Origin of the sequence: Micrococcus sp. MS-ASIII-49 (assembly GCF_000946635.1) — a bacterium.
Lineage (GTDB): Bacteria > Actinomycetota > Actinomycetes > Actinomycetales > Micrococcaceae > Micrococcus > Micrococcus luteus.
Genome location: NZ_JXSP01000168.1, coordinates 1 through 12,217 on the forward strand (window position 1 = coordinate 1; position 12,217 = coordinate 12,217).

Sequence of the window (12,217 nt, forward strand, 5' to 3'; positions counted from 1 at the left end):
GAGCCGGTAGCGGCCGATCTGCACGCTGAGCAGGTAGGCGGGCACGGGCTGGTCGAGCCGCCACCGCCACGTGACCCGCGAGCCGCGCGTGCGCACGGGCGCGCCCACGCCGTTGGCGACGGGCAGGTAGCCCGCGTCGCAGGTGAGGGTGATCTCCGCCGTCGAGCGGGAGGTGGGGGAGTCCACGCACGGCAGCCACGTGGAGGCGCCGTGGGGCTGCCCGGCCACGAGCACGCCGTCCGTGAGCTCCTCCCAGCCGATCGTGCCCCACGGGCTGCGCCGCAGCGTGGGCGTGCCCGCGTAGACCACGGTCAGCTCCACGAGCGTGCCCTCCGGCCGGCTCTCGTCCAGGTCGACGACGAGGCGGCTCGGGGCGCGGCCCGGCTGGGTGAACGAGGAGGCGACGGCGCGGCCGTCGACGACGGCGTCCACCCGGGACACGCGCAGCCGGTACAGGTCCAGCTCGATGCGGCGGCTCTGCTTCGTCAGGCGCACGCGCAGGACGGCGGTGCCGGAGACCCGGTTCGCGGCCAGGCGCACGTCGAGGTCCAGTGCGATGTGCTCGACGGTGGCGGCGTCGGTGCCGACGCCCGGGACGTAGGGATCGGTGCTCATGCTTCCTCTCGGGAGGGGGTGGCCGCGGCGGCGGGGTCGCCGTCGGGACGACGCCACGGGGAGACCGGGTTGCCGAGCCACCACGTGCCGGCGGGCAGCTCCTCGCCGCGCATCACGAGGGACCCGGCGCCGACGGTGGTGCCGCGGCCCAGGCGAGCGGCCGGCAGCACCACGGAGTGGGGGCCGAGGGTGGCGCCGTCCTCCAGGACGACGGCGTCCAGGGACATCACGCGGTCGTGGAACAGGTGGGTCTGGACGACGCAGCCGCGGTTCACGGTGGCGCCGTCGCCGAGCTCCACGAGGTCGGCCTCGGGCAGCCAGTAGGACTCGACCCAGGCGCCGTGGCCGATGCGGGCGCCCATCGCGCGCAGGAACCAGACCAGGGCGGGGGTGCCGGCCGCGGCCCGGCTGAACCACGGGGCGGCGAGGAACTCGGTGAAGGTGTCCGCGACCTCGTTGCGCCAGATGAACGAGGACCACAGCGGGTGCTCGCCCGCGCGGATCCGGCCGACGAAGGCCCGCTTGGCGAGCACGGTCAGGCCCGCCGCGACCGCGCCGGCCGCGAGCAGGACGACGCCGCCCAGGACGAAGGCCAGCACCCACGTGCCGACCGCGATGAGGGCGGCCAGCGTCGCGCCGACGGCGATGGACAGGGCCACGTGCAGCCACACCGGGATCGCGCGCAGCAGCTCCCAGGCGGTGCGGGCGGCCTTGAGCCGGGCCGGCGGGTCGTAGGTGAGGGAGGCGTCCGCGGTGACCTCGTTGCGGCGCAGGCGCACGGGCGGGGAGCCCATCCAGGAGGTGCCCGCCTTGGTCTTGGCCGGGGTGGTGGACAGCACCGCCACGAGCGAGTCGCGGCGCAGGGTGCGGCCGCCGGGCACCATGCCGGAGTTGCCCACGAACGAGCGCTTGCCGACCTTCGCGGGGGCCACGTGCATCCACCCGCCGTCGAGGGAGTAGGAGGAGACCATCGTGTCGTCGGCGAGGAACGCGCCGTCGCCCACGCGGGTCATGCTCGGCACGAGCACCACGGTGGAGGCCTCGACGCCGCGGCCCACCTCGGCGCCGAGCAGGCGCAGCCACGTCGGCGTGAAGCGGGAGGCGTAGATCGGGAAGAGCTGGTCGCGGGCGGCGTCGAGGACGCGCTCGGTGGCCCACACCTGCCAGCCGACCCGGGAGCGCACGGGGTGGTGCCCCTCCGTGATGCCGAGCGCGAGCAGGCGCACGGTGACGAGCACGAGCAGCATCTGGGTCAGGAACCAGACGCCGGCCACCAGGGGGCTTGCGGCCAGCAGGCGCGCCGCGGTGGTCCCGACGGCGGCCAGCGGCCCCGCCTCCGGGGCCGGCGGCCACCAGGTCAGCGACCACGCGGCCACCGCGGCCGCCGCGGCGGCGGAGACGAGCGGAAGGAGGGAGATGAGGGTCGAGAGGACGGTCGCCATCAGGCGCCAGCCCGGGGTCTCCCGCGGCGCCTCGGCGGGGCCGCGGGACTTCACCTTGCCCACCTTGACGGCGGGGGAGCCGGCGTGGCGCTGGCCGCCGCGCACCCGCCCGGCGACGGTGGACCCGGCCTCGACGTGCGCCCCGGCGCCGACCTGGGCGCCCGGCAGGAGCGTGGAGCGGGCGCCCACGACGGCGTCCGCGCCGATGCGCACCTCGCCGAGCCGGACGACGTCGCCGTCGACCCAGTAGCCGGACAGGTCCACCTCAGGCTCGATCGCGGCGCCCTCCTCGACCGTGAGCATGCCGGTGACCGGTGGCACGGTGTGCATGTCCACGTCCTTGCCGATCCGGTTGCCCAGCAGTCGCGCGTAGGCGGGCACCCACGTGGCGCCGGCCAGCGAGTAGGGGTCCACGAGGTCGCTGATCTGCTGGGCGAGCCACAGGCGCAGGTGGACGCGGCCACCGCGCGGGTAGGACCCGGGGCTCACGCCGCGCAGCAGCAGCCGGGCCGTCGCGGCGGTGAGCAGCATGCGGCCGGGCACGGTCACCACCAGCAGACCGGCCACGATCAGCACCCACCACGGCACGGTGGGCAGCCCGGGCGCGAGCCCGGAGAGCGTCAGCAGGTTCAGGGCCAGGCCGGTCCACACGCCCAGGCGCAGGGCGGGCAGGACGAACACGGGCAGTCCCACGAGGGTCTGGACCCACTGGGTGCGGTGGCGGGTGCGGTCGACGTGCCGGTCGTGCACCTCGATGCCGCGGGGGCCGTCGTCGCCCACGACGGCGGCCACGAGGGCCCCGGCGGTGGGGTTGCGGTAGACGTCCTGGACGGTCACGGCCGGGTGGCGCAGGCGCAGGCGGGCCACGAGCTGGGCAGCGGCGAGCGAGCCGCCGCCGGCCTCGAAGAAGTCGGTGTCGGCGTCCTTGGGGGGCGCGCCGAGCACGTCCGCCCACTGGCGCAGCACCCAGCCGTCGGCGGTGTCCTCGTTCGGCTGGGGCGCGTCCTCGTCCACCTCGGCGCCGGGCAGGGGCCACGGCAGCGCGTGGCGGTCCACCTTGCCGGAGGTCTTCGTGGGCAGGGAGTCCACGACGGCCAGCCGGGGCACGAGGGCGGCCGGCAGCTCCGCCGCGAGGTGCTCGCGGGCCATGTGCAGGTCGAGCTCGGCCTCGGGGTCCGCGGGGACGAGGTAGCCGACGAGGATCTGGTGGCCCGCCGGGGTGGTCTGCACGGCCGCGGCGCCGCCGTGGACGCCGGGCAGGGCCTGGAGGGCCGCGTCCACCTCGCCGAGCTCGATGCGGCGGCCGCCGAGCTTCACCTGGTCGTCGGCGCGGCCGACGAACAGCAGGCCCTCCGGCTCGAAGACCACGAGGTCACCGGAGCGGTAGGCACGCTCCCAGCCGAGGGAGGGCATGGGGGCGTACTTCTCGGCGTCCTTGGCCGGGTCGAGGTAGCGGGCCAGGCCGACGCCGCCGATGATCAGCTCGCCCGTCTCGCCCTCGGCCACGGGCAGCGTGGTCTGCGGGTCGACGACGGCCAGGTCCCAGCCGTCCAGGGGCAGGCCGATGCGGACCGGGCCGAGACCCGTGAGCGGGGCCGCGCACGCGACGACGGTGGCCTCCGTGGGGCCGTAGGTGTTCCAGACCTCGCGGCCGTCCTCCGCCAGGCGCGCGGCGAGCTCGGGCGGGCAGGCCTCGCCGCCGAAGATCAGCAGCCGGACGTTGTCCATGGCCTCGGTGGGCCACATCGCGGCGAGGGTCGGCACGGTGGACACGGCGGTGATGCGCCGCTCGGCGAGCCACGGGCCGAGGTCCATGCCGGAGCGCACGAGCGAGCGGGGGGCCGGGACCAGGCACGCACCGTGACGCCAGGCGAGCCACATCTCCTCGCACGAGGCGTCGAACGCGACGGACAGTCCCGCCAGCACGCGGTCGCCCGGGGCGAGCGGATCGTCCGCCAGGAAGATCCGCGCCTCGGCGTCCACGAAGGCCGCGGCCGAGCGGTGGCTCACCGCCACGCCCTTGGGGGTGCCCGTCGAGCCAGAGGTGAAGATGATCCACGCGTCGTCCTCGAGCCCGGGGGCGCGGGCCTCCGCGGCCGGGTCCGCGGTGTGCTCGGGGTGCGGGGCGTAGACCCGCTCGTCGGTGAGGACGCCGGCCACCTTCGCCTCGCCGAACACGAGGCGGGCGCGCTCCTCCGGATCGTCCGCGTCCACGGGGACGTAGGCCGCGCCGGCGGCGAGCACGCCGAGGATCGAGACGTACAGCGCGGCCGTGCCCGAGGCGATCCGCACGCCGACCCGGTCTCCCGCCCGCACGCCGGCGGCCCACAGGTGGCGGGCGGTCTCGTCGACGCGCTCCCGCAGCTCCGCGTACGTCAGCGGCTCGACGCCGTCGTCCAGGGCGGTCGCGTCCGGGTGCTCGCGCGCCGTGGCGTCGAAGAGCTCCACGAGCGTCCGGGCGGGCGGGGTGCGCTCGGAGCCGGGCAGCTGCGGCCGATGCGGCGCGCCCGCGGGGTCGAGGGGGACGGAGGGCGGGGTGGGCGCGGCGGACGAAAGGGACACAGGGGCCTCCGGGGGTGTGAGCGGCAAACCGAGGGTCGGACGCGGACCAGGCCGCAGCGGGACATTCTATGCCCCGCCCGCGGCCGCGCGGGGCGCCTGGAAGGCACCGGGCGGGTCCGGCTCAGGACAGGGTGAGCAGCACCTTGCCCGTCGTCGACCGGGACTCGAGGGCGGCGTGCGCGGCGGCCGCGTCCGCCAGCGGGAAGCGCTCGCCGATCCGTACGTCGAGCTCGCCGGAGGCCCACGCCCCGAACACCTCTCCACCACGCCAGCGGGTCTCCTCGCCCGTGCGCGTGTAGTGCACCAGCGAGGGCCGGGTGACGTACAGCGAGCCGGCCGCGTTGAGCCGCTGCAGGTCGAAGGGGGGCACCTGCCCGGAGGCCCCGCCGAAGAGCACGAGTGTGCCGCGCACGCGCAGCACCTCGAGCGAGGTGTCGAAGGTGTCCTTCCCCACGCCGTCGTACACGACGTGCGCGCCCTCGCCGTCCGTCAGCTCCGCCACCGTGGCGGCGAGGTCCGGATAGTCCACCGCGGCAACGGCGCCCGCGCCCCGGGACAGCTCCCGCTTCTCCTCCGTGGACGCCGTGGTGACCACGCGGGCGCCGCGGGCCGTCGCGAGCTGGGTGAGCAGGAGCCCCACCCCGCCGGCACCGGCCGTCACGACCACCGTGTGGCCCTCCTCCACCGGGAAGGTGGACCGGCAGAGGTAGTGGGCCGTCATGCCCTGCAGCGGAAGGGCGGCGGCCTCGGCCAGGTCGATGCCCTCCGGGACGGTGAGGAGACGATCCGCGGGGGCGGTGAAGTGCTCGGCGTACGCACCGGTGGCCGTCGCGGTGGCGACACGGGCCCCCAGGAGCCCGGCGTCCACGCCCTCGCCGAGCGCGACGACCTCGCCGGAGCCCTCCGTACCGGGGGTGAAGGGCAGGTCCATCGTGTAGACCCCGGAGCGCTGGTACGTCTCGATGAAGTTCAGGCCCGCCGCGGCGGTCCGCACCAGCACGTGCCCCGGCGCGGGGGAGGGCACCTCCGTCTCGGTCCACTGCAGGACCTCGGGGCCGCCCGTGGCGGACACGACGACGGCGTGGTGGGTGCGGGGGACGGCGGGGGTGTTCGCAGTGGTCATGGCCCCACTCTAGGAGCGGGCCGGGCCATCCGGCCCGGCCCGGGGGACCCGAGGCGCCGCATAGATATTCGGTGCAACGCATATCTGCGCTAGGATGAAGCCATGACCCACACCGTCGCCGTCTCCGGAGCCAGCGGCTACGCCGGGGGAGAGGCCCTGCGCCTGCTCGCCGGCCACCCGTCCGTCACCGTCGGAGCCATCACGGCCCACTCGAACGCGGGGGAGCGCCTCGGCGCTCTCCAGCCGCACCTGCACGCCCTGGCGGACCGCGTCCTCGCCGAGACCACCGCGGAGGTCCTCGCCGGCCACGACGTCGTGATCCTCGCGCTGCCCCACGGGGCCTCCGGGGCGCTGGCGGCCGAGATCGCAGAGCGATCCCCGGACACCCTGGTGATCGACGCGGGCGCCGACCACCGCCTCGAGTCAGCCGCAGACTGGGAGGCCTTCTACGGCACCGCGCACGCCGGGACCTGGCCCTACGGCCTGCCCGAGCTGCCCGGTCAGCGTGAGCGACTCGCCGGCACCCGCCGCATCGCCGTCCCCGGGTGCTACCCGACCACCTCGATCCTCGCCCTCGCGCCCGGCTTCGCCGCGGGGCTGCTCGAGCCGCAGGACGTGGTGATCGTCGCCGCCTCGGGCACCTCCGGGGCGGGCAAGGCGCTCAAGCCGCACCTGCTCGGCGCCGAGGTCATGGGCGGGATGAGCCCGTACGGCGTCGGTGGCGGGCACCGGCACACCCCGGAGATCGAGCAGGGCCTGGCCCAGGCGGCCGGCGAGCCGGTCCGCGTCTCCTTCACGCCCACGCTCGCGCCGATGCCGCGCGGCATCCTCGCGACGGCCACGGCGCGGCTGCGCCCCGGCGTGGCCGCCGCGGACGTGCGCGCGGCATGGGCCGCGGCCTACGGCGGCGAACGCTTCGTGCACCTGCTGCCCGAGGGGCAGTGGCCGACGACGAAGGCGGTCCTCGGCTCCAACCACGTGCAGCTGCAGCTCGCCGTGGATGAGCGTGCCGGCCGCGTGATCGTCTGCGCGGTGCTCGACAACCTCACCAAGGGCACGGCCGGCGGCGCCGTGCAGTCCATGAACATCGCCCTGGGCCTGCCGGAGCAGGCGGGGCTCGAGCAGCAGGGGGTCGCGCCGTGAGCGTCACCGCAGCACAGGGGTTCCGGGCGGCCGGCGTCACCGCGGGGCTGAAGGCCTCGGGCACGCCCGACGTCGCCGTCGTCGTCAACCAGGGCCCGCGCGACGCGGCGGCCGCCGTCCTCACCGAGAACCGGGTGGCGGCCGCCCCCGTGGTCTGGACCCGCCGCGCCGTGCGGGACGGCCGCGCGACCGCGGTCGTCCTGAACTCCGGCGGGGCCAACGCGGCCACCGGCGCCGAGGGCCTCGAGGACGCCCGTCGCACCGCCGAGCACGCGGCCGCCGCCCTCGGAACCGCCGCCGACGACGTGCTCGTCTGCTCGACCGGCCTCATCGGCGAGCGCCTGCCGATGGACACGCTCACCGCGGGCGTGGCCGAGGCGGTCGCCGCCCTGAGTCCGGACGGCGGCGAGGACGCCGCCGTCGCGATCAAGACCACGGACACCGTGGCCAAGACCGCCGTGGCCCGCGGCGCGGGCTTCACCGTGGGCGGCATGGCCAAAGGGGCGGGCATGCTGGCACCCGGCATGGCCACGATGCTCAGCGTCATCACCACGGACGCCGACGTCCCCGCCCCCGCCCTCGACGCGGCCCTGCGCGAGGCCGTGCGCGCCACCTTCAACCGGGTCGACTCGGACGGGTGCATGTCCACCAATGACACCGTGATCCTGCTGGCCTCGGGCGCGTCCGGGACGGCGCCCGAGCCCGCGGCGTTCGCCGCGGCCCTCCACGAGGTCTGCGCGGACCTGTCCCGCCAGCTCGTCGCCGACGCCGAGGGTGCCCGGCACGACATCGCCGTGCGCGTGGTCCACGCCGAGACCGAGGAGGCGGCCGAGGCCGTCGCGCGCGCTGTCGGCCGCTCCAACCTGTTCAAGACCGCGATCTTCGGCCAGGACCCGAACTGGGGACGCGTGATCGCCGCCGTCGGCACGGTCCCGGAGTCGGTCGCCGCCTTCGACCCGTACGCCCTCGACGTGCGCTTCAACGGCGTCCAGGTGTGCCGCGCCTCCGGCGTGGGAGAGGACCGCTCCCGCGTGGACCTCTCGGCCCGCGAGGTGCTCGTCGAGGTCGACCTGCACGCCGGCGACGCCGAGGCCACGGTCTGGACCAACGACCTGACGCACGACTACGTCCACGAGAACTCCGCCTACTCCACGTGAGGACCCCCAGCATGAGCCCGCACACCGATCCGGCCACGGCGGCCGCGCCCGTCCTGTCCACCGCGGACCGGCTCGACCGCGCCGAGTCCAAGGCGGAGGTCCTCGTCGAGGCCCTGCCCTGGATCCGGCGGTTCGCCGGCACCGTCATGGTCGTCAAGTACGGCGGCAACGCCATGGTGTCGGAGGAGCTGCGCCGGGCGTTCGCCGAGGACATCGTGTTCCTGCACCACGTGGGGGTCCACCCCGTGGTGGTGCACGGCGGCGGCCCGCAGATCAACGCGATGCTCGACCGCCTCGGCATCGCCTCGGAGTTCCGCGGCGGCCTGCGCGTGACCACCGAGGAGGCCATGGACGTGGTCCGCATGGTGCTCACGGGACAGGTGGGCCGCGAGCTGGTCGGCCTCGTGAACTCCCACGGCCCGTACGCCGTCGGCTTCTCCGGCGAGGACGCGGGGCTGCTGCGCGCCCGCCGCACGGGCGCCGTCGTCGACGGCCAGGAGGTGGACCTCGGCCTCGTGGGAGAGGTCACCGGAGTCGACCCGACCGCGATCCTCGACGTGATCGAGTCCGGGCGGATCCCCGTGGTCTCGTCGGTCGCCCCCGAGATCAACGACGACGGCGAGCCCACCGGGCAGGTCCTCAACGTCAATGCGGACACCGCCGCCGCGGCCCTGGCCGCCGCCCTCGGCGCCGCGAAGCTCGTGCTGCTCACCGACGTCGAAGGCCTCTACGCCGACTGGCCGGACCGCGACTCCCTCATCAGCTCGCTCACCGCCGCCCAGCTGCGTGCGCTGCTGCCCTCCCTGGCCTCCGGGATGATCCCGAAGATGGCCGCGTGCCTGGCGGCCGTCGACGCCGGCGTGCAGCGCGCCCACGTCGTGGACGGCCGCCGCCCCCACTCGATGCTGCTGGAGGTCTTCACCTCCGCGGGCGTCGGCACCCAGGTGGTGCCCGACGCCGAACCCACCGCCCCGACCACCCCCGAGGAGGACGCATGAGCACCGACCAGTCCGCGCTGCTGGAGCGCTACCACGCCGCCCTGACCGGAGTCTTCGGCCGCCCCGCCCGCGTGCTCGTGCGCGGCGAGGGGGTCCACGTGTGGGACACCGACGGCCGGCGCTACACGGACCTGCTGGCCGGCATCGCCGTGAACGCGCTCGGCCACGGCCACCCGGCGCTGGTGCGGGCGGTGTCCGAGCAGATCGCCACGCTCGGCCACGTGTCCAACCTCTTCACCTCCGAGCCGCAGATCCGCCTGGCCGAGCGCCTGCTGGAGCTGGCCGGCGCGCCCGCGGGCTCCACCGTGTTCTTCGCGAACTCCGGCACGGAGGCCAACGAGGCCGCGTTCAAGCTCGCCCGCCGCCACGGCGCGGACGACCCGTCCGGCCGCCGGACGCGGGTGATCGCGCTCGAGCGGGCCTTCCACGGTCGCACGATGGGCGCCCTCGCGCTCACGCACAAGGAGGCCTACCGGGCGCCCTTCGAGCCGCTGCCCGGCGGCGTGGAGCACGTGCCGGGCGGGGACGCCGCAGCCCTGCGGGCGGCCCTGGCCCCGGACGACGACGGCGCCACCGTCGCCGCCGTCATCCTCGAGCCGGTCCAGGGCGAGGCCGGCGTGCACGGCTGGCCGGCCGGCTACCTGGCCGAGGTGCGGGCCGCGACCCGCGAGGCCGGCGCCCTGATGATCCTCGACGAGGTGCAGTCCGGCGTGGGCCGCACCGGCACGTGGTTCGGCTTCCAGAACCCGGCCGTCACCGGGGCGGCAGAGCCGGTGGTGCCCGACGCCTTCACCCTGGCGAAGGGACTGGGCGGCGGCGTGCCGATCGGGGCGCTCGTGTGCGTCGGCCCCGCCGTCTCCGGGCTGCTCACCGCCGGCCAGCACGGCACCACGTTCGGCGGCAACCCCCTGGCCACCGCCGCGGGCCTGGCCGTGCTCCAGACCGTCGAGGACGAGGGCCTGCTCGGCCACGTCCGCGCCGCGGGTGAGGCCGTGGCCGCCCTGCTGGAGGACCTGCCCGAGGTGGCCGCGGTCCGCGGTCACGGCCTGTGGATCGGCGTCGACCTGGCCGACCCCGCGGGACCGGCCCCGGCCGGCGGGCTGGCCCCCGCCGTCGTCGCCGCCGGCCTCGAGGCGGGCTGGATCCTCAACGCCACCGGCCCCTCCACCCTGCGCCTGGCCCCGCCGCTGACCGTGCCCGTGGCCGAGCTCGAGCGCTTCGCCGCGGTCCTGCCCGGGCTCGTGGCCGCCGCCCTGACCCCCGCCGAAGGAGACCGCCCATGACCCCCGCTGCCGCCGTCCGCCACTTCCTGGTGGACACGGACCTCACCCCGGCCGAGCAGGCCGAGGTGCTCGACCTCGCCGCGCAGATGAAGGCCGACCGGTTCCGGCACCGCCCGCTGGCCGGGCCCCGGACCGGCATCGTGTTCTTCGACAAGACCTCCACGCGCACCCGCGTCTCGTTCGCGGCCGGCATCGCCGAGCTCGGCGGGACGCCCTTGATCGTGAACCCGGGGGAGTCGCAGCTGGGCCACAAGGAGTCCGTGGCGGACACGGCCCGCGTGCTGGAGCGGATGGTCGGCGTCATCGTCTGGCGCACGTTCGCGCAGGCCGGTCTCGAGGAGATGGCCGCCCATTCCTCGGTGCCCGTGGTCAATGCGCTCAGCGACGACTACCACCCCTGTCAGATCCTCGCCGACCTGCTGACGGTGCGCGAGCACCTCGGCGGCACGGCGGGCCGCACTCTGACGTATCTGGGGGACGCGGCGAACAACATGGCCCACTCGTATCTGCTCGGCTGCGCGACGGCCGGCATGCACGTGCGGGTCGCCGGCCCCGAGGGGCACCTGCCTGCCGAGGACGTCGTGGCCGCCGCCCGACGGCGGGCGGCGGAGACGGGCGGTTCCGTCCTCGTCACGACGGACGCGGCCGAGGCCCTGGCGGGCGCGGACGTCGTCGTGACCGACACGTGGGTGTCCATGGGCCAGGAGGAGGAGAAGGAGGCCCGCCTGGCGCTGTTCCGGGACTACCAGGTGGACGCCGCCGCGATGGCGCGGGCGGCCGACGACGCGATCTTCCTGCACTGCCTGCCCGCGTACCGGGGCTACGAGGTCACGGCCGAGGTGATCGACGGGCCGCGGTCCGTGGTGTTCGACGAGGCCGAGAACCGGCTGCACGCGCAGAAGGCGCTCATCGCCTGGCTGCTGTACCGCTCCGGCCTGGCCGAGGAGCCGCGCTGATGGCCGCCCCCACGACGAAGATCGCCCGTCAGGCCGCGATCCGGGAGATCCTGGCCACCCGGGGCATCCGCTCCCAGGCCGAACTCTCGGACGCCCTGGGCGATCGCGGGCTGTCCGTCACCCAGGGCACGCTCTCGCGGGACCTGGTGGACCTCGGCGCGGTGCGGACGCGCGGGCCGGCCGGCATGGTCTACGCCCTTCCGGCGGAGGGCGACGACGCCGCCGTGCCGGGCCGCGGCTCGGACGCGCAGCTGAATCGCCTGGCGAGCATGGCCCGCGAGCTGCTCGTCTCCGCCGAGCCCACCGCGAACCTCGTGGTCCTGCGCACGCCCCCGGGCGCGGCGCAGTTCCTGGCCAGCGTGATCGACCAGGCGCGCGTGGAGCACGTGATGGGCACGATCGCCGGCGACGACACCATCCTCCTCATCACCACGGGGACCACGTCCGCCCCGGCCGTCGCGGCCCACCTGCTGGGTCTGGCGGGCTAACCGACCCGTCCGGCCCCGCCCGCGCGGGTGACGGGCACCAGGCACGAGGAAGGCCCCCGCCGACGGCGGGGGCCTTCCTCGTGTGGTACCGGTCCGGGGGACCGGTCAGGCGTCTCAGGCCTGCGGCAGGACGAGCTCCTGGCCGACGTAGATCACGGCGGCGTCGGAGACGGCGCCCTTGTTGGCCTCGTAGAGGGCGGTCCAGCCACCCTCCACCTCGTACTCGTTGGCGAGCTTCCAGAGGGAGTCACCGGACTTGACGACGATGGTCTCGGCCTCGGCGACGACGGCCTGCTCCGCGGCAGCGGCCTGCTCAGCGGCGGCAGCCTTCTGAGCGGCGGCCTTCTCCGCGGCGGCAGCCTTCTGAGCGGCAGCCTTCTCCGCGGCGGCGGCACGCTGGGCAGCGGCCTTGTCGGCGGCGGCCTGCTCGGCAGCAGCCTGCTCGGCGGC

9 protein-coding genes and 1 pseudogene are annotated in these 12,217 nt (G+C 75.6%); 6 read left to right on the forward strand and 4 right to left on the reverse strand.

All coding sequences use genetic code 11. The features are described from left to right. The 3 genes and pseudogenes from SJ20_RS10780 to SJ20_RS10790 form a co-directional block, all read right to left on the reverse strand. Positions 1 to 615, reverse strand: a pseudogene (locus SJ20_RS10780) (M1 family peptidase); the annotation flags it as partial. After that, positions 612 to 4,619 carry a Pls/PosA family non-ribosomal peptide synthetase gene (locus tag SJ20_RS10785; protein ID WP_044659906.1) on the reverse strand — a complete coding sequence of 1,336 codons (4,008 nt, stop codon included), beginning with the start codon at positions 4,617 to 4,619 and terminating at the stop codon, positions 612 to 614. The gene SJ20_RS10785 and the pseudogene SJ20_RS10780, both read right to left, overlap by 4 nt. A gap of 121 nt (positions 4,620 to 4,740) precedes the next feature. Next, positions 4,741 to 5,742, reverse strand: a complete 1,002-nt coding sequence (locus tag SJ20_RS10790; protein ID WP_044659907.1) for a quinone oxidoreductase — start codon at positions 5,740 to 5,742, stop codon at positions 4,741 to 4,743. Between the two features lie 102 nt (positions 5,743 to 5,844). Between SJ20_RS10790 and argC the strand changes: the two genes are divergently transcribed. From argC to argR, 6 genes are read left to right on the forward strand one after another with little or no spacing between them, the layout of a single operon-like run. Beyond that, positions 5,845 to 6,885 (forward strand): N-acetyl-gamma-glutamyl-phosphate reductase, encoded by a 1,041-nt coding sequence (argC, locus tag SJ20_RS10795; protein WP_044659908.1) that lies wholly within the window; start codon positions 5,845 to 5,847, stop codon positions 6,883 to 6,885. Next, on the forward strand, positions 6,882 to 8,042 hold the full coding sequence (argJ, locus tag SJ20_RS10800; protein WP_044659909.1) for a bifunctional glutamate N-acetyltransferase/amino-acid acetyltransferase ArgJ: 1,161 nt from the start codon (positions 6,882 to 6,884) through the stop codon (positions 8,040 to 8,042). The genes argC and argJ overlap by 4 nt, the downstream gene beginning before the upstream one ends. An 11-nt stretch (positions 8,043 to 8,053) precedes the next feature. After that, the gene (argB, locus tag SJ20_RS10805; protein ID WP_179288539.1) at positions 8,054 to 9,040 is read left to right on the forward strand and encodes an acetylglutamate kinase; all 987 of its coding nucleotides are present in this window, start codon (positions 8,054 to 8,056) and stop codon (positions 9,038 to 9,040) included. After that, positions 9,037 to 10,323, forward strand: coding sequence for an acetylornithine transaminase (locus SJ20_RS10810; protein ID WP_036315665.1), 1,287 nt, complete (start codon positions 9,037 to 9,039; stop codon positions 10,321 to 10,323). Before argB ends, SJ20_RS10810 begins: the two co-directional genes overlap by 4 nt. After that, complete coding sequence (argF, locus tag SJ20_RS10815; RefSeq protein ID WP_044659910.1) at positions 10,320 to 11,279, forward strand: ornithine carbamoyltransferase; 960 nt, start codon at positions 10,320 to 10,322, stop codon at positions 11,277 to 11,279. The genes SJ20_RS10810 and argF overlap by 4 nt, the downstream gene beginning before the upstream one ends. Then, positions 11,279 to 11,767: an arginine repressor gene (gene argR, locus SJ20_RS10820; RefSeq protein ID WP_036337506.1), complete on the forward strand. Its 489-nt coding sequence runs from the start codon at positions 11,279 to 11,281 to the stop codon at positions 11,765 to 11,767. Before argF ends, argR begins: the two co-directional genes overlap by 1 nt. A gap of 114 nt (positions 11,768 to 11,881) precedes the next feature. Here argR and SJ20_RS12235 read toward each other — a convergent pair. Continuing rightward, a partial coding sequence (locus SJ20_RS12235) for a LysM peptidoglycan-binding domain-containing protein (protein WP_044659911.1) occupies positions 11,882 to 12,217 on the reverse strand: 336 nt, incomplete at its 5' end.